General features: G+C 46.7%; 14 protein-coding genes and 1 riboswitch. Of the genes, 6 read left to right on the top strand and 8 right to left on the bottom strand.

Annotated elements, in window-relative coordinates:
* Positions 1-480: 480 nt before the first annotated feature.
* A complete protein-coding gene (locus BCY86_RS06645) occupies positions 481-924 on the top strand; it encodes an FAD-binding domain-containing protein (protein WP_275935856.1) in 444 nt (147 codons plus the stop codon).
* A 217-nt stretch (positions 925-1,141) separates the two neighbouring features.
* Here BCY86_RS06645 and BCY86_RS06640 read toward each other — a convergent pair whose 3' ends face one another.
* The 3 genes from BCY86_RS06640 to BCY86_RS06625 form a co-directional block, all read right to left on the bottom strand.
* The gene (locus BCY86_RS06640; RefSeq protein WP_083604248.1) at positions 1,142-2,602 is read right to left on the bottom strand and encodes a TIGR01777 family oxidoreductase; all 1,461 of its coding nucleotides are present in this window, start codon (positions 2,600-2,602) and stop codon (positions 1,142-1,144) included.
* Between the two features lie 1,207 nt (positions 2,603-3,809).
* Positions 3,810-4,136, bottom strand: coding sequence for a hypothetical protein (locus BCY86_RS06635; protein ID WP_075277029.1), 327 nt, complete (start codon positions 4,134-4,136; stop codon positions 3,810-3,812).
* 561 nt (positions 4,137-4,697) lie between these two features.
* Positions 4,698-5,165: an arginine repressor gene (locus tag BCY86_RS06625; RefSeq protein ID WP_075277027.1), complete on the bottom strand. Its 468-nt coding sequence runs from the start codon at positions 5,163-5,165 to the stop codon at positions 4,698-4,700.
* A 120-nt stretch (positions 5,166-5,285) separates the two neighbouring features.
* Here BCY86_RS06625 and BCY86_RS06620 point away from each other — a divergent pair, with 120 nt between their 5' ends.
* Genes BCY86_RS06620 through BCY86_RS06610 form a run of 3 tightly spaced genes read left to right on the top strand, consistent with a single transcriptional unit; the run spans position 5,286 to position 7,307 of the window.
* The gene (locus BCY86_RS06620) at positions 5,286-6,023 is read left to right on the top strand and encodes an ABC transporter substrate-binding protein (RefSeq protein ID WP_075277026.1); all 738 of its coding nucleotides are present in this window, start codon (positions 5,286-5,288) and stop codon (positions 6,021-6,023) included.
* On the top strand, positions 6,020-6,664 hold the full coding sequence (locus tag BCY86_RS06615) for an amino acid ABC transporter permease (protein WP_075277025.1): 645 nt from the start codon (positions 6,020-6,022) through the stop codon (positions 6,662-6,664). Before BCY86_RS06620 ends, BCY86_RS06615 begins: the two co-directional genes overlap by 4 nt.
* A complete protein-coding gene (locus tag BCY86_RS06610; protein ID WP_075277024.1) occupies positions 6,648-7,307 on the top strand; it encodes an amino acid ABC transporter ATP-binding protein in 660 nt (219 codons plus the stop codon). The genes BCY86_RS06615 and BCY86_RS06610 overlap by 17 nt, the downstream gene beginning before the upstream one ends.
* A 152-nt stretch (positions 7,308-7,459) precedes the next feature.
* Here the strand turns inward: BCY86_RS06610 and hisS are convergent, their stop codons facing one another.
* From hisS to BCY86_RS06590, 3 genes are all read right to left on the bottom strand, one after another.
* Positions 7,460-8,773, bottom strand: a complete 1,314-nt coding sequence (gene hisS / locus BCY86_RS06605; RefSeq protein WP_075277023.1) for a histidine--tRNA ligase — start codon at positions 8,771-8,773, stop codon at positions 7,460-7,462.
* A 451-nt stretch (positions 8,774-9,224) separates the two neighbouring features.
* A complete protein-coding gene (locus BCY86_RS06595; RefSeq protein WP_075277021.1) occupies positions 9,225-10,247 on the bottom strand; it encodes a ribonucleotide-diphosphate reductase subunit beta in 1,023 nt (340 codons plus the stop codon).
* Positions 10,244-12,715 (bottom strand): ribonucleoside-diphosphate reductase subunit alpha, encoded by a 2,472-nt coding sequence (locus BCY86_RS06590; protein ID WP_245776216.1) that lies wholly within the window; start codon positions 12,713-12,715, stop codon positions 10,244-10,246. Before BCY86_RS06590 ends, BCY86_RS06595 begins: the two co-directional genes overlap by 4 nt.
* Positions 12,716-12,860: 145 nt before the next feature.
* Positions 12,861-13,062, bottom strand: a riboswitch (cobalamin riboswitch).
* A 274-nt stretch (positions 13,063-13,336) separates the two neighbouring features.
* On the opposite strand from BCY86_RS06590, the gene BCY86_RS06585 reads away from it, so the two are divergent.
* The gene (locus tag BCY86_RS06585; protein ID WP_156865133.1) at positions 13,337-14,458 is read left to right on the top strand and encodes a hypothetical protein; all 1,122 of its coding nucleotides are present in this window, start codon (positions 13,337-13,339) and stop codon (positions 14,456-14,458) included.
* A gap of 91 nt (positions 14,459-14,549) precedes the next feature.
* On the opposite strand, the gene BCY86_RS09845 is transcribed toward BCY86_RS06585, so the two are convergent.
* Positions 14,550-14,777, bottom strand: coding sequence for a hypothetical protein (locus BCY86_RS09845; protein ID WP_156865132.1), 228 nt, complete (start codon positions 14,775-14,777; stop codon positions 14,550-14,552).
* A 251-nt stretch (positions 14,778-15,028) separates the two neighbouring features.
* Here BCY86_RS09845 and BCY86_RS10805 point away from each other — a divergent pair, with 251 nt between their 5' ends.
* Complete coding sequence (locus tag BCY86_RS10805) at positions 15,029-15,148, top strand: hypothetical protein (RefSeq protein WP_420814554.1); 120 nt, start codon at positions 15,029-15,031, stop codon at positions 15,146-15,148.
* Positions 15,149-15,657: 509 nt separating this feature from the next.
* Here BCY86_RS10805 and BCY86_RS06575 read toward each other — a convergent pair.
* The gene (locus BCY86_RS06575; RefSeq protein WP_083604246.1) at positions 15,658-16,116 is read right to left on the bottom strand and encodes a DoxX family protein; all 459 of its coding nucleotides are present in this window, start codon (positions 16,114-16,116) and stop codon (positions 15,658-15,660) included.
* Between the last annotated feature and the right edge of the window lie 1,028 nt (positions 16,117-17,144).

Genomic DNA, 17,144 nt, shown 5'->3' with positions numbered 1-17,144 from the left:
ATTGCCTCCGTTCAGTCGGATGTCGCGACGGAGCAAGCAGCGATCCCGACGTGTGACATGCCTCGGTATTGACTGGAATCCTGCTTTTCTTCCTCCTGGGGGTGAGGATGCAGCGCAGAAGAGACTCCAGTGCTTTCTAGATGAGGCGTACCTCTCTATGCAATTCATCGCGATCGGATGGATTTACCTTATACAAGCCAACTTTCCGCAGATTTAAAATTCGGCACCCTTTCTGTCCGTCAAGTGTGAACTGTGGTGGTGCGTGCTTTCAATGGAGAACCAGCACCAGCTCGCTCTTTCCTCGATGAACTCCTCTGGCGTTAGTTTGTGTGTAGTATCCTGTAGGATCGACCTGAATTGCTACAGCGTCCCTTTTACGCTTCTTTTCGCGAGTTTCCGTGGCAGTATGATGAGATGCTGTAGCAGGCGTGGATTTCTGGTAAAATAGGGTGTCCTGTCGTCGATGCTGCTGCTCGGTAGCTGCTTGGGGAGGGTTTTGTACACAAATGCGCTTGGATGAGTGCAGCGAGTTTTCTGAAGAAGCATTTGCTGATTCATTATTGGTATGGCGAAGCCCATTACATGAAGTACATCACTGCTGGCGATTGGGCACATAACAATGCGGGATGGCAGTGGTCAGCTGGTTGTGGTTGTGATGCACAACCTTATTTTCGTATCTTCAATCCCATCACCCAGGGCAAAAAGTTCGATCCAAAAGGGGAGATACGTCGTTGGGTAGTGGAATTAGCGCATATGCCCGCTCCTTACATTTGTTGTCGATGGCAGGCTCCTGATTCCGTTCTGCGCAATGCTGGCGTATGTTTGGGCGAGAACTACCCTCTTCCTGTGGTCAACCACCCTTTTGCTCGCAATCGTTTTCTTCAGATTGCTGCAGAGTATTTAAAACACCGAATTCTGATCTAGATTCGGAATCTAGTTCTATTGCGTCCAGATTAAAATAGGTCTGCGGAACAAGCATTCCATTGATCGTCGATCAAAGTAGGCTCTCCTTTAGTGCTTAAGAAGGGGAATCCTGTGAAGAGGGCTGATCTGTCCTTTGGACTGGGGCAATTCCACTTTCCCTCTCCATTCCGGAAAGTCTTGTTTTGTTCTCCGGAGAGTTGTTCTTCTGAAAGTTGTTTCAACTTTTGTGAGAAACACCGAATCGCAATTGAATCATATGAGCCCGGTAGCTAAAAATTTCGCGCAGAGCGGGAGCGATCAGCAACCAGTGTATAATCCTACCTAGCCATCCGAAAGGAGGTGCGTAGTAGATCTTATCCTTCATCACCGTAAGCCCCCCTTCCGTATCGAAGTAGTGTTCGTGCCACCAGCAAGAGTAAGGACCTTGTTGCTGAGAATCTACAAAACAGCGGCCTGGCTGCCAGATTTCAATTTTGGTTCGCCACCGGAGTGGGATAGGGCCAAGACGTAATCGATAGTGGATTTCAGTGCCTTGCCCCATTACAGTGTGTGTTTCTTGGATATGGAAATGAAACTTAGAAGGGGTGAGAAATCCGAGGTTGTCGGGAGTTGAGAAAAAATGGTAGGCTTCCTCAACTTTCTTGTTAAGCCTACAGGATGTGTTGAGCAGGTAGGAAGGTGGGTGCTTCTTGAGATAGGAGGACTTAGGGTGGTTCTCTTGAGAGGTATCCTGTTGAGATGGAATGGACTGAATATGAACAGAAGATATATCCAAAATATGTGCGAGCGCTACATCCAACGATGGATATTGGAATTGAAATCCGAGCGCTTGGGCTTTGACGGGGAGTACTCGTTGACTCCTAAGGAGTACGGTGGCTCCTTCTCCCAACGCCATTTTTAGAGTGACGGCAGGCAAAGGAAGGACGATTGGACGCCTCAACACTTTTCCTAGCGCTTGTGTCCACGTGCGGTTTGTGACAGGATTTGGACTAGTTCCGTGGATGGGCCCTTCGTATCGCTCATCTGTCAGGGCTGTTACAAAGAGTTCGATAAGATCATTGAGATGAATCCAAGGCCAATACTGTTTACCATTTCTGATCCATCCCCCTAAACCAGCGCGGAAGAGAGGAAGGATCCGATCGAGCACCCCTCCCCCTTGACCGAGAACAATTCCAATCCGCACTTGAACACTTCGAATTCCATGGGAGGAAACCCGTCGAGCCTCTTTTTCCCAATCTTGACATAATTGCGCAAGAAAGTCATTTCCCGCTTTACTCTCTTCGGATAGGCACTCGTCCCCCCGATCACCATACACTCCTGTAGCGCTGGCACAGACAAAAGCACGTGAACTGGTGGATGGCATTCCAGACATCGCCTCAACCAGCTGGTGGGTAAGCCCTACACGGCTCTCTACGAGTGCTTTTCGCCGTGCATCTGTCCACCGCTCCCCTAGAATTGGCTCGCCTGCCAGATGAATCACCCCTTTACAGGGTGCGATCGCATCTTGGAGCGCTTGCATTCCTCCAGCAGCTGGGATCAATTGCGCTTCTGAGCCAAGCAGTTCCTTTGCTCGCTGTACATTGCGAACCCAGGCACAGACATGATGTCCATCCCTCCGAAGTCGTGCAAGCAAGGAGCGACCAATAAATCCTGTTGCTCCTGTCATGAATATATTCATTGCTCCAAACTATGGAATGCCTCGTAACGGTTGTCAATGCAGTTTTTTCTCGGTTTTTTCTGAATTTTGGTCAAAAGGCATCACGCATCGCACATAACAGTACGTGTCCATATTGTGGACTCTTAACTTTCCCTCGATGTGGAAGACCAATGCGGTTGGTCTTCCATGTCGGGAGTGTGGTTTTGAGGTGGACTCAGTAGGAAATCGCGTGTAATCCTATTCCATAAAGGCGGAGGTTGTTCAGGATTTTTCTCCATGATTACGTTGAGCTCATCAGAAGTTGGTGTCCTCCAGGAACCCTTTGGCTCGAGAGTAGCGCGATAGCTGAGCGTATCCGTCCACACTATCTGTTTCCGTGGTTCTTTCTGCTATACAAGCCTGATCTTTAAATCGATTACGTCTCCAATATCAGTCTTAAAGTACCATTCGGCAATAAACTGCGTTTTTTAATCAAGCGTTTGGTTTTGATATCGAGGATCCTATTATTGAGCGATCGGCAAGTATCTGCCTATAACCAATCGCGGTGTCCACTCCTGACGGACGAGCAAATATATCCACACCGTGGTATTTTTATGATTACGTAGGAGACATCCCTTCTCAAAAAACCAGATCGTTGCACAACCCTGACACCAATTATCCAACATTTTGTAACTATCTTGTTCTGTTCGAAGATATTTCAGATCGTGGAAATTCCCTAGTCGTTTTTGACCTCCATTCTCATGGTATGTAACGTACGATAAGTTGATTCCTTTTGCGCAGGCGGAATCCGTCTCGTGAAGCACGATTCCGTGAGAACATTTGATGGACTCGAGTCCGTCTTTTTCAATTGCGTTTTCTGTAGAGAATCCATAGGTTTCTTTGACCTGGTGCCATTGCTAAAAGAGAGTCCTGGATCCTGTCCATTGCCGTGGGGTTGTTTCAGTAAATGGATGGTAGATGATTCCCCCCTGGACAATTTGGTACAAATTGGCCTTTTTGAAATATATAGAAATAGGGAGGAGACGCGGGATAGCCAAGAGAGTCCCTTATTTCTAAGGTTTTCTGGTTTAAGTAGGTGTTCGTCATGCACGTCGAATACGATGTTGGTTTCCTGATTCTAGTAAATAGCAGCATGGTCCATGTAAAGGACCTGAACTTTGTGTTCTGGTGTCTTTTGAATCGGTTGCGGGGAAATCCGTAAAGGATGAAAGGTGGATGGGTCCTTATGTTAGAGGTTTCTTAAGTGATCCAGGATAGGGTCGTTCGCTATAAAGATGGCAAGATGGCCTGAAGCCCACACGATCGTGCCCCCTGAAACAAGTTGGTATTTGGGTCGTTCCCATTCGCTTGATTTAGTTGCGCTATCCCCGTGTGTAGGGGGAAATAGATCTTCAAAAGGGCTCTCGTTTGATGAGGATAGCGCAGTATTTTGATCTGTCTCTCGGACAACGTTGCGACAAGCTACTTCCACGTCTTCTTGGGTAAGTCCAGGATTGAGATGGGGTGGGTGAGGGATGGGTAATATAGGTTTTGCTTGCGATCTGATCAGGCTCAAAAAGCGCTTATTTCGCTGTCTTCTGATATTATTTGGGAATTTCTACTCCCCCTCGAATTCTTGTTATCGTTTTTATGACCTATTTTGCTTGCAGAGAGACTCTTCTGAAAGAATTTGAATACCTCTATCGGAGTGGATAGGATGGAGGCCTTAACACAGACATTTTTGGAATACCCCGTCAATGAGTCTTAACCTCTTCCAAGAGGGGGGGATTCCATAGACACCGTTGGCTCCTAAGGTGATAGGGGAGAGGATGCAAAGACCGTTGGTTCCTCTTCAGGATGTTCAGTGCAGCCGGCGATGAATAGGCAGAGCCATCACCTTGTTGTTCTCCACGTTGGGATCCATTTAACATGAAACATGTAATCCCTCCCTTTGGTTCTTACACTATTCATGCAATGGCAAGATCGCACTTTTTAAATACACCTGTACTATGAATCTTATGATTTAACAAGACATTGCACAGATTTGCTATCTCGAGAGATTACTTTTCCATAAAGTAAAGATATACTTTCCTTTCCAAAGAGCTGTAGCTATTCATGAGCAGAGCCACCTGGAGTTCTATTTTTTTAAAGGGGGAGTTAAAAAGTCGCGACGTAACATCTCTAGCGCCAGAGAAAGATGGGCTTTGCTTCGCAAAACGATGAGGATGGTATCGTCCCCGGCTAGGGTGGCGAGAATGCCGCTGGGAGGAGGGGACTGATTCTGTCTAGAGGAAATGATATATTTTTGATCGATGTAATAAGCGAGACCATGAGCGTGTCCTGGATACGTATGCAGGATGATCAGACCTGACTCGGAGGTTTGCAGGCTCAGGATGGAAGGGATAGTGGGCAGATAAAATTCTGTGAGTTGATAGATACCATCAATTTTTGCAATTTTTAATTTCTTGAGACGGCGAGAAAGGGTAGCTTGAGGGACATCGTGGCCATGCTGCTTGAGTTGCTTTTGCAGCTCTCTCTGTTCTCGAACCTGATAATTTTGCACGATCTCTAAAATGTGTGTGTCGATGGCGATATTGTGTCCCATGCGTGCTTTATGTAAGAAGAAGGAATAACTTTTTAGAATCTTTTATTCGACTGAGATTGACAGTGCAAGTGAGCTCTCTATAAGCTCAAAAAGTGAATAAATTTTGGATGGAATGTGTTCATGAAAAAAGTGGTCACTGTTCTGCTTAGTTTGCTTTTATTGTTTTATTTTTCTTGTAAAAAGCAGCGATCGAGCAAAAAGATCTATATTGGAACATCAGCAACATATCCACCTTTTGAATATAAGGTCGGACATGAGCTGAGGGGTTTTGACATCGAGCTTGCTTCCTTGATCGGAAAGGAACTGGACAAAGACATAGAGATCCAGGACATGCAATTTGGCGCTCTGTTGCTTGCACTTCAGAATCAGAAGATCGATGCTGTCCTTGCTAGTGTCACGATTACTCCTGAGCGGACCAAGAGTTTTGATTTTTCTATCCCTTACTTTATGGATGAATTGACAGTTGTTTATAAGGAGGGAAATCCCATCTTGAGTGCAGAAGCATTGCAGTGGAAAAAGGTAGGGTGTCAATTGGGGACCACCATGGAGATATGGCTTAAGAACCGTTTGCCTACCTCTCAGATTCATGCGATGGACGACAATAGTCCTTTGATCGAGGCGCTTAAAGCGCATCAGATCGATGCTGTCCTCTTGGGCAAGAGCCAGGCGCAGGAGTTTTGTCAGAGAAATTCAGGTCTATCCTCTAGGGTCATTGCTTCTGCTCCTGATGGATACGGAATTGTATTGCGTAAAGGCTCTCCACTCCTTTCTGAATTCAATCGCGCTGTGAACAATCTTGAAGCAAAAGGTGAGCTAAAGCGGCTCGCGCAAAAGTGGGTGGCAACGAGCTCGCTATGAATCTCCTCAAAGATGTTGTATTTATTGGTCAGGGGATCGGGATGACCTTTCAGCTATTGCTGGGAGGTGTGTTTCTTGGTTTGGTGTTGGGATGTCTGTTTGCTGTGTTCCGCTTTAAAGGGTGGATGGCCTTTTGGATTGAGCGTTTTATTTCGATCGCTCGTGGGACCCCTCTCTTGCTTCAGCTCAGTCTGTTCTATTTTGCGATTCCGGGGGTGCTCGGGATCCAGTTGGATATTCTTACAGCGGGAGTTCTCACCTTGGGGTTTAATAGCTCTGCCTATGTGGCAGAGATTTTGAGGGGGGGGATTGAAAGTTTGCCGAAAGGTCAGTTTGAGGCTGCCAAGACCCTTGGCATCTCTTCTGGATTCATGTGGAAGGATATTATTCTGCCTCAGGTGTTGAGGAATGTGTTCCCAGCCTTAATCAATGAATTGATTGCTCTACTTAAGGAGACTGCTTTGATTTCTACATTGGGAGGGATGGATCTGATGCGGCGAGCACAATCCCTTGCGGCGGAACAGTTTAACTATTTTGGCCCGCTCTGTATTGTGGGTGCGTATTATTATGGTTTTGTTGTTCTGATTGAATTTTTGGGCAAGAGAATAGAGCGACGGTGGGGTCATGCTAAAAATTGCTAATGCGCTCAAAGATTTTCACGGGCATCGTGTCTTAGAAGGTGTCTCCTTGGAAGTTCAGCCTAACCGGATTGTTGGGTTGGCAGGTCCTTCAGGGGGTGGAAAGTCCACTTTATTGCGTTGTATTCAGGGATTGGATACATTGGATGCAGGTCAGATTATATGCTCGGGAAGACCTGGCTTTATTTTTCAGGATTTCCAGCTCTTTCCTCACATGACAGTGCTAGCGAATGTAACCTATGCCTTGGAGAAAGTGGGTCGAAATGCGAATGCGCGAGAGCTTGGATTATCGCTTCTCAAGCAGCTCGGCTTGCGAGAGAAGACAGATCGTTTCCCGCATCAGTTGTCGGGTGGTCAGAAACAGCGTGTGGCTCTTGCAAGGACATTGGCAATTCATCCAGACCTTCTCTTATGCGATGAGCCGACTTCAGGATTGGATGTCTCTTCTATCCAGGATGTGATCGATCTGTTGCGTTCCGTTCATAAGATGGGGGTGACTATGCTGATTGCCTCGCACGACCTCGATTTTTTAACCCAGATGTCGGATCGCCTTTTGGTCTTGAAGAAGGGGAAGATTGTAGCTGATCTTATTCCTTCTGAATTTTCAGATCAAAGGGAATACTTGAAATCCCTGTACAGGGAGTAGTTTAGGGAGAGAAAGGATTTTTTTAGCCTCGCTTCATAGCGATGGTGGTCTTATTCCAATATGGATGGGTACAAACCGCCAGTCGAGGGGCGATTTGCGAGGAGAGATAGCTCAAGGAAGGAAGCTCGATGCAAGCCTATAGTTGGAGATGACTACTGGCGCAGTCGGACAATCTCGTCAGATACTTTATCTGGAATCAACGTGTATTGTATTCCGAATCGCATATCCTTTAGGGTAACAACTCCTTGTGCTTGCTCGTGGGGGCCAAGCAGAATGCAGAAGGAGACTCCTTTCTGAGATGCGTAGCGGAGTTGTTGCCTCAGATCACCTCGTCCAGGGTAGCATTCGGTGTCAATCCCCTTCTCGCGCAGTTGACATGCTGTTTGCAGGGCGGACAGATAGAAATGTTCGTCCCACACGCAGACTATTGCTTCAGGACTGTTGGTTGTCTGCCGCATTTGCTTTTCCGCTAGAAAGGAAAGAAGGCGATCGAGTCCTAAGGAGCATCCGCAGGCCGGTACATTCCCTTTTGAGAACATTCCGATGAGGCCGTCATATCTGCCTCCAGCTGCTATGCTAGGGGAGAAACCGTCGATCCCAAATTCAAAGATAATGCCTGTGTAATAATCGAGGCCTCTTGCTAGGAAGGGAGAAAATACGGTCTTTCCTGTCTTAAGAAGAGGAGAGAGACAATGCTGGAAGCGATCTACTTCCTGGAGCCCCTGTTTACCGATTTCAGAGCTGTGTAGGCGTTGACGTACTTGTTCTTCTGGTGAAGAGGATTGAATGTCATCTTCGAGTTGCTGGATGGTTTCCTTGGATAGTCCTTGAGCGATCAGCTCTTGAATGGCTTTTTCGAGAGGGATTTTATCTAGTTTGTCCAGTGCGATCATGACTTTCCGTTCATCTTCAGGGGTGATGTTGTATGCTTCCATCAGTCCTTTGAGCGCTTTCCTTGAGTTGAAACGGATCGTAAAGTTTGGTAATTGGAGTGCTTGAAGTACTTCTGTCATTGCGAATACCGTTTCGACATCTGCAATGGGGGAACAATTTCCAACAGTGTCGATATCGCACTGATAGAATTCCCTGAAGCGTCCTTTGGCTGGATGGTCTGCTCGCCAGACAGGACCGATCTGATATCGTTTGAAAATGGATCCCAGTTGATTGCGGTAGAGGGCTACGACACGAGCCAGAGGTACTGTAAAATCATAGCGTAGTGCAAAGTCTGTCTCGCCTGTTGCTGCTTGTGTGCCGCGCTTGAGAATTTTGAAAATTAATTTTTCTCCTTCTTCTCCGTACTTGCCAGTGATGACTTCAATCCGTTCAAACGCTGGAGTTTCTAGTGGAACGAATCCGAATCGCTCGAATACCCCTTTGATCGTCGAAATCACTTGATCGCGAAGCTTGACTATTTCGGGAAGAAAATCACGAGTGCCAGAGGGAGGGGTCAGTTCGAAAGAAGGCATAAAGATCTCCTGTAGTTTTTGTGCAGGAGTAAATTATAGGGTGAATCCATCTGGTTGCAAGGGGTTCTTCTGTCTTTGGAGGTCTTGTTTGGGGGAGGCATTGTGTGGTGATGGTGGCTGACGGGCAATGGCTCCTTGGATAAGGATTGGTGGGGGAGGGAAGAGGATGGCATGCGAATAGCACGTGAGGTCCGGGATAGGCGGGAAGGAGGGAGGAAGTGGAGAGGAAAAATACACATCCCCGGGAGGACTAGGGTCCTTCCCTAACGCACTTGGCTCAAACATCGGGTTCCTCCCGTCCTCCCGGGGATGTGTATTTTTCCTCTCCACTCTGCTGTCTCTATCCCCTCTTCCTACTCTGTCACTTCCACCACAACCCCTCCACTTCCCGTACCCATCATTTATTTTAAGTGAGAGAACGTAGGTGATGGGTCTTTAGAGAAAGGGGTAGTTAAAATGGTGCGTCGAAAGACACCCCCCCTTTAATCCCAACTTGGTAGGCGGAGGCTCGGCGCTCGAAGAAATGAGTCAGTTCCTGCACGTCTTGAAGATCCATAAAAGGGAAGGGGTTAGTCCCCTTAAAGTGTTTGGAAAGATCAAGCATATTGAGACGCTGGTCAGCCACAAACTTCAGATATTGGTGGACATCTTGAATGGACAGCCCATTGACACCTATTTCAAGCAGATCCATCGCAAACTGAAGCTCACATTGAATTGCTTCTTCCAACATCTGCACGACATTCTCTTTCATCGTATGGTCAAAAAGATCAGGCTCCTCCTCCCGTGTAATCCGAACCACTTCAAACGCAAACGCCATATGCATGCTCTCATCTCGAAAGACCCAATTGGTTCCTGTAGATAAACCATGCAGAAGCCCCTGCGATCTTAAAAAATAAACATATGCAAATGCAGCAAAAAAGAAGAGACCTTCGATACAGGCTCCGAAGCATATGAGATTGAGGAGAAACATCCTCCGATCTTCCTTCGTTTGAAGACGGGTGATATGACGCAGTGAATCGATCCACCGGAAGCAGAACTGAGCCTTCTGCCTTATGCTGGGAATGTGCTCTACCGCGGCGAATGCCTTTTCTCGTTCAGCGGGATCAGGCATATAAGTATCGAGAAGAGTTAAATAAAACCGTACATGTTCAGCCTCTTCAGCAAGCTGCCTAGATAAATACATCCTTCCCTCAGGGGAATTAATATGTTGGTAGAAATTGAGAACGAGATTATTCGCTACAATTGTGTCCCCTGTCGCAAAGAAAGTCACGAGACGTTGAATTAAGTGGTGCTTTCCAGGAGAAAACCGTTGATTAAGATCGATCAAATCAGAAGAAAAATCGACTTCTTCTACTGTCCACGTATTACGGATGGCATGGTTATACATGTCGTAAAAAATAGGATAGTGCATGGGACGAAGGGTCAGATCAAAACCGGGATCGAGAAGGCGAGGCATTGTGTTGATTGATCTCATTGGCAGGCCTCACATGTTTCTGGATTCTCGAGAGCGCACGCAGTGGGTGAATGGGAGGAATTCCCATTCCGAATCCCTAATGCCTGAACCCCTGTTTTTAAAGCTCCTTCTACAGTAGTTTTCGCAATTCTCGTGGCCGGTCTCGAACGTAAGTAGTACGTTGTTTTAATTCCCTTCTTCCATGCGTACATGTACATCGAGCTTAGCTGATCGAGCGTAGGGGACTCCATAAACAAATTAAGCGATTGGCTCTGGTCAATGAAAGCCCCGCGGGCTGCGGCCATATCGATCAGAGGTCGCATGGGGAGCTCCCAGGCTGTCCGAAAGAGCTTTCGGGTGGCAGCAGGGATTTCTTCAATCGACTGAATAGAACCATCCGCTGCCTTGATCTGATGACGGATCGATTTGTTCCACAGATTGAGGCTCTTGAGCGCTTCAACCAAGTAGCGGTTCATTTGAAGAAAATCACCGGATAGTGTCTCCCGTTTGAATAAATTGGAAACCCTGGGCTCGATACATTCAGAGCAGCCTGCAATCGATGAGATCGTGGCGGTGGGGGCGATCGCGATCAATAGAGAATTGCGCAGGCCTACGGTCTGAATCCGCTGCTTCAGTTGAATCCACCGATCCATGTTTTTAGGTTGAACACCCCAGGAATCGAACTGCAGTTTCCCTTGTGCGGCTCGTGTCTCCGAAAAAGCTGGATGGGCCCCTTCTTGTTCTGCGAGATCACAGGATGTGGACAGCGCATGGAAATAGATCTCTTCCGCAATATGAGTCGAGAGTTCTTGAGCTTCTGGACTGTCGAAAGGGAGACGCATCTGAAGGAAGAGATCGTGTAGCCCCATCCATCCAAGTCCTATAGGTCGCCAGCGCTGGTTCGAAGCAGAAGCAGTAGGAATAGGGTAGAAGGTAAGATCGATGACACGATTCAGCTGCCGCACCGCAGTGGTAATTGTATATCTTAGCTTGTCTTCATCGAGAACAATGTGGCCTTGAGAATTCTGCTTGGTGTGACGTCCGAGGTTGATAGACCCTAGATTGCATACGGCTACCTCTCCTGAAGAAGTAACCTCGAGAATTTCCGTACATAAATTCGATGAGTGAAGAACTCTTCCTGGTTTTGCAGTTTGATTACAAGTCCTGTTGCAGGTGTCCTTGAAATTCATCCATCCATTTCCTGTTTGAGCCAGCATGCGCATCATGCGCCCATAGAGCTGACGTGCTTTGACAGTCTTGACAGCGAGGCCAGCTTGTTCTGCTGCTTCATATGCTTGTTTAAAGGACTCTCCGTATAAATCAGGAAAATGTGGTACGGTTTTGGGATCAAAGAGAGACCAGAGCTGGTCTTCTTCAACGCGTTTCATGAAGAGATCCGGGATCCAGTGTGCAATATGAAGATTGTGGGTGCGACGGGCTTCATCCCCTGTGTTGTCTCGCAATTCCAGGAAATCATCGATATCCATGTGCCATGGTTCTAGATACACGCAGCAGGCCCCTTTCCTCCTTCCTCCCTGGTTCACTGCTGCCACAGAAGAATCGAGTGTTTTGAGCCAGGGGATGATTCCGCTTGAACGCCCATTGGTGCTTTCGATTCGCGAACCTTGTGCTCGGACGCGGTGATAGGCTATCCCGATCCCCCCAGAGAATTTTGAAAGCAGCGCAATTTCAGTATATCGCTGGTAGATGCTTTCCAGTGAATCTTCTGGAGAGTCAAGTAAGAAACAGGAGGAAAGCTGTTCGTGACGGGTCCCTGCATTGAATAAGGTGGGGGAACTAGGTAGATATTCAAGCGATGCAAAAAGATGAAAAAGCTGTAAGGCCTCTTCTGTTGAACGCGATAGTGCGACTGCAATTCGCATCCAGAAATAAGATGGTGTTTCTACGACATGATGTTCTGTCGGATGCCTTAACAAATATCGATCATAGATTGTCTGAAGACCTATGTAATCGAATGGGGAAGGAGGGCAATCCCTAATGGTCTCTTCAAAGACGGAGGCGTATTCCCGTGCCCTTGTGAGCATTCTCTCATGGAGGAGCCCACTCTCATAAGCCATGGTGATCGAGTCGAGGAATGAGAGGATTTTCTGATTGGCTACTTCCTTGTGGATAGAAGTTAGAAGAAGGCGTGTTGCGAGCTGGCTGTAGTCAGGCTCTTCAGCTGTGAGAGAGGCTGCAGTCTGAATGAGAAGCTTGGTTAATTCGGTGGTGGAGGTGCCATCCTGTAGGCTTGAGAGGACTTTGGTGATGATTCGATCTGGCTCCACTCCAGATAATTCCTGGCAACAGGACGTGACTGAACGGAGCAATTTCTCTCGATCGATCCGCTCGAGGTGCCCCTTACGCTTCCGCACGTGGTTTGCTCCATGGAAGGGAAGGAAAGTGGTTTCGTATTCCGCCCCTTTGCTTCTTTTGGTCGACGAATGTGCATGTGGATAGCCTACAGATAGCATGGTAGCGCTATTCATGATTCTCCTCCCGGCATTAAGATTCAATAGATTAAGAACTGTTGGGTAAAAGGTGGATGGAGAGAAGAATGGACAGAGCAAGAAGCGAGCGCTTCTTTTCAGAACATCCTCCCTCGAGGATTTCGAACGGGCCTTTCTGGATATCTTCCAGAAAGGGATGCTGACAGGTCTTCAGGCTTGCGATTTTGTGGGTGAGACCACATTCTTACTACCATCTGCTTCCCAATCAATGATCAGTGCGTATTGGTGGACTTGTTCTCGTTGACCGCTGCGGGGCAGCCCTGGATTTGTACCAGATTCCCTTTTTATTGCTCTTGCGGGCAAATACCAGCAACAAGCACAACATATAGTGGAATCATTTGGTGTGTCAACAACATCTTGTATATTTTGTAAATTATTAGAGAGGGTGCTACAAAGGCTGGACAAAATCAATAGCTGAGAACATAGTGCAAGAATGAGGGTATACTAACAGAGCTCGCTGCGCAAATCGCATTTTGATGTCTACTTAGCTTGTGATGATGGAAGGTAGCTTTTGTTTAAGAAAGGGCATCAGACTATTACATGGCCTTCTGTAGTGAGGAGTCTCTGTTGTTTTTCAGCTTGCGAGAGGGATTCCATCCGATGAATGAAACGATCCAGGAATTCAATGCTTACATTGAAGCTCCCACTTATGACCCCACTGTGTCGCAGTTGGCGCAGACAGGAATCAAGCGGTATCAGACCTTGTCCTCTTTACAGAATGCGCGGCGGGCAGAAGGAGTAGGTGCAGGAAGGACACCGAACTGGATACAGGATACCTTTGATCAGAGCGAGGATGAGATGATTACGTCGCTCAGCCAGATTCCTGGTCCACCTACGTGGACGGTAGCAAGTATCGACAGTGCCTATCAATATTGGCAAAAAAAGAATCCTCCTTCTTCTCTCGATACGACACTCCCCACGTTGACCATGGTCAAAGGGGTCAGTGTCAATTTCCTTCATGAAGTGCCGCTTGCCAAAAACAGCATTTTACAATTGGCGAGTCAGTTTAACTTCTTGGAATCCCCGAACAATCAAATCACTCCTGTTTCCGCTTATTTGTATGATTCCACGCAGGGGCCTCAAGGATCGATAGAAGCTGGCGCAGCTGCTCTTCATCGTACAGCTGCGGTTAGAGCTCAAAAATTGCATCATGCGTTGACGATGCTTCTTCCTGCTAATCATCAAAGCTACTATCAAAACGGATATCTGGAACTTTTCAAGATCCCAGATGATCAGCTTAGTGGGGTGTTTAATTATGTTAAACAGAGAGTGAGCAAGATGCGCGTTCTTGCTCAGTGGGTTCAATGTGAGGCTTCAGGCCGTGTTCAATTGCAGGTATTTTCAGCAGCCCCGTCCTATCAGGGGGTGAGCATGCCGCAAGATGATTCGATCGGGGCCCAGTTTTGCCGGTTTGTCGTGGGGACACAGTATGAGGTGATTGGCAAACTTGCGGTGATCCGGAGCCTGATCGCTCAGCAAAACGTTCCTGTCCATCTAACCTTGGTGGGGCAAGGGGCTTTCAATAATCCCCCTTCTGTGCTAAAAGTTGCTCTCAAACGGTTGGCGGATGTGATCAAGGGATGTCCTCGTGTCTATGTGTATCTCCATGCCTATAACGAAGCAGGTCAGCAAAAAGTGCGTGGGGTAGTGGATCCGAGCGCATTTCTGTTTCGTGAAATGACTCGAGAAGAGTTTGGATGCATGTCTCTACCGATTTCTTAAAAAATGGAGCTATAATGAATTCGAGAGGAAATGCCTTAGCGGTTGATCTATCCCGCGAAGGAATCAAGCGTAGTAGATAGCAAGTAATCCCTTAGGGGCTGCTCTCCTTATAAAGAGCATGCCGTTCGATGTTGGGGGTGTGATTTAGAAAAGGTGAGTGCGAGTGCGGAATCGGTTTTTTGAGCCCACCTCTCCTCTTCTGTTTGTTGGGTCGCCATATGGTACAAGCGAGCCAGGTCACTACTGGCGCAGGATATTGTTGTATGATTAATTCAGCCATCAGATCAGCTGTTGGGGGATAACGGTGAACTGGGGTCACAAGCACCACCTCTGATGCGCTTGCCTACTGAGCTAACTGCGTCTCTGTAGTCAGAATCAACATCTTATATAACTAACTATACGTGTGTCATTCAATAAGGTGACTGGACTAGCTACCGAGCTCAATTTCACCTGTGCGCTTGAAGAAACGGGGAAGGTATCATGTTGAAGAAGTGATGGATGCAAGCAGCTGGGGGATGGAACTCAAAAAAATTAGGTGGCTCCTGGGATGGATGTTGCTCTCAATGAGGAATTGGTTCAGGTGGTTGTTGGTGGGAAAATGCTTGTATGCTGAGCAAGAGTGGGAAAGTCTGGTGTTGGGTAGACAATAGCTATGGCCAGCTAGGGATAGGGACCCGTGACATGCGGTGACTAAAACCGACGGATCCTGTTCCTCCAGAGGATGAATCTCCCGTGGTGACGATCAGTGCAGGGGAATCCCATAACTGTACAATTCGACAAAATCACAGCGTTATGTGTTGAGGAGAGAATGCCTTTGGAGCTTTGGGGACCAGAGACCGTGAGAAGAGAAGGGGTGATTTCGCAGTGCAGCCTTTGGTTGACATGGCTTTCTGTAAGGTGGATGTGAGAAAAGCAAAAGCAAAGACAGAGAGAAGATGCTGAGGGAGCTTGTATCGGTGGGTCGTGCAATCCTGCGCGGTTTTGATCTGCTCCGTATTCAAACTGTCAAACAACTCGCTGCGTGTAATGCGAGCGAGCTATATCGGTAGCTGTGTGAAAAGACAGGGTATCCTCTACGAGCCCTGCTGCGAGGATGTTTTTCGGGCAGCGATTGCCCAGGCTCAACATCCTGATCTTCCTCTTGGACAATGTAATTGGTGGTACTGGTCCCGTTTGCGTAAGTCGAAATCCGAAACAGCCTAGACCAACTGTTCGTCTTCTTTCTTTGGAGTGAGTTGTCGGGATAGGATCGCGTCGATAGAAAACCGTCCTGGTCCCATTCGAAGGAGGAGAATAGCGATGATTGCGTAAAGGAGAGGGAGTTCGTACGAAGAGGGGCTCCCGACGAACGGATCTCCCCACACGCTGATATGCATCCACAATGCGACGCTCATGGTGGACAGGATACCGGCTGATACGAGAGGCGTTAACAACCCGAGTATCCAGGCCCCCCCTCCACCAAATTCAGAGAGTGCGGCAAGTGCTTGCAAAACACCTGGAATGGATGACCCGGGGCCTATCCAACCGACAGGGTCCTGAATTTTCTTCCATCCATGTATCAAAAACGCGGCGCCAGCCACAGTACGAAGCAGCAAAATGGGAATATCTCCACGCGTTGTATCGATCCTGGGGAAGAGAACATGCCACATACTTTTCATCGTGCTTTCTCCTAAGCAAGCAATTATTAAAAGAACACGATGATACGATAAAACTTAACATGTGACAATATTAAGGAATACCATTTCAGCCTTATTCCCCAATCGGTTATTTTTTTCTTCATTGCGGATATTGAGAGATGAAGGAAATAATCATAGTTATTCTGTATCGATAGTCTCTAGAGAGATAGAGGTGCTTGTCGATTTCGTTCTATAGGAGAAACGATTTGTGCATTTTATCCAACTTTTTCTAAAGGATTCGCCCCTTCTTACTTTGTTGCTTCTTAATGTTGGATCAGTGACAGTGATTTATATGTTAGTTTGAGAGTCAAAACACACACAATAATTGATAAGGTGAGGATATATTGAGAGCTTGTTGTGATTAAAATGTGGATTGATCAATTGGGTAAAAATGTAAATCAGCCAGTCATTCCTGAGATTTGGTGGAACGAGCGAGCAGAATTTTATGTGTCATTAAGGCTTTCTATCCATAATTCGCCTGTCGGGCCCCAGTGGCTGCAATTTTAGGTCTCTTTCCTTATCGTCTACCTCGTAGATGGAATCACCTAGTTGATAGTAAATACCTATTAATCCTTGTTCTTGTTTGTGTGGTTGGAAACCAAGTTCTAGGATGTTGAATTTTATATTGAATGGTCAGAAGTTTGTAATCAATTATTCTTATATCCATCTTGGATATCATCTTTTGAGGCACTTTTTCTCCACTCAGAGGATATTTTATTGTAGATATTTTAATAAAATCCTTTGGGTACTATAATAAGATTTCTTTTAATTTTTTAAATCCAGTCAATTCGTTTCCATTTAACAGTTCTGTCACTTCTTGAAGAAAAAAAATGATCGAAAGTTAATAATATCTTTAATACCCTTTATATTTTCAAAGGAGCGGATGATTTGTCTATATTGCAGCTGGTTATACCGTCTAAAATGAGAGTTTTTCCAATTGGTAGGATAGTTGAGGCTGTTGGCTAAAATAAAATTGTCTGCGGATGGTACAAGCTCTGTATAAGGACCTT

It is taken from the genome of Pajaroellobacter abortibovis, from assembly GCF_001931505.1.
GTDB lineage: Bacteria > Myxococcota_A > Polyangia > Polyangiales > Polyangiaceae > Pajaroellobacter > Pajaroellobacter abortibovis.
The sequence above is the reverse complement of the archived record's forward strand: the minus strand, read 5'-3'. Positions and strand labels throughout refer to the sequence as shown.

What these genes read in the sequence shown, in the direction of transcription:
- BCY86_RS06640 (WP_083604248.1), bottom strand. Translation starts at nt 2,602, where the DNA reads ATGAATATATTCATGACAGGAGCAACAGGATTTATTGGTCGCTCCTTG.
- BCY86_RS06625 (WP_075277027.1), bottom strand. Translation starts at nt 5,165, where the DNA reads ATGGGACACAATATCGCCATCGACACACACATTTTAGAGATCGTGCAA.
- BCY86_RS06620 (WP_075277026.1), top strand. Translation starts at nt 5,286, where the DNA reads ATGAAAAAAGTGGTCACTGTTCTGCTTAGTTTGCTTTTATTGTTTTAT.
- BCY86_RS06615 (WP_075277025.1), top strand. Translation starts at nt 6,020, where the DNA reads ATGAATCTCCTCAAAGATGTTGTATTTATTGGTCAGGGGATCGGGATG.
- BCY86_RS06610 (WP_075277024.1), top strand. Translation starts at nt 6,648, where the DNA reads ATGCTAAAAATTGCTAATGCGCTCAAAGATTTTCACGGGCATCGTGTC.
- hisS (WP_075277023.1), bottom strand. Translation starts at nt 8,773, where the DNA reads ATGCCTTCTTTCGAACTGACCCCTCCCTCTGGCACTCGTGATTTTCTT.
- BCY86_RS06595 (WP_075277021.1), bottom strand. Translation starts at nt 10,247, where the DNA reads ATGAGATCAATCAACACAATGCCTCGCCTTCTCGATCCCGGTTTTGAT.
- BCY86_RS06590 (WP_245776216.1), bottom strand. Translation starts at nt 12,715, where the DNA reads ATGAATAGCGCTACCATGCTATCTGTAGGCTATCCACATGCACATTCG.
- BCY86_RS06585 (WP_156865133.1), top strand. Translation starts at nt 13,337, where the DNA reads ATGAATGAAACGATCCAGGAATTCAATGCTTACATTGAAGCTCCCACT.
- BCY86_RS06575 (WP_083604246.1), bottom strand. Translation starts at nt 16,116, where the DNA reads ATGAAAAGTATGTGGCATGTTCTCTTCCCCAGGATCGATACAACGCGT.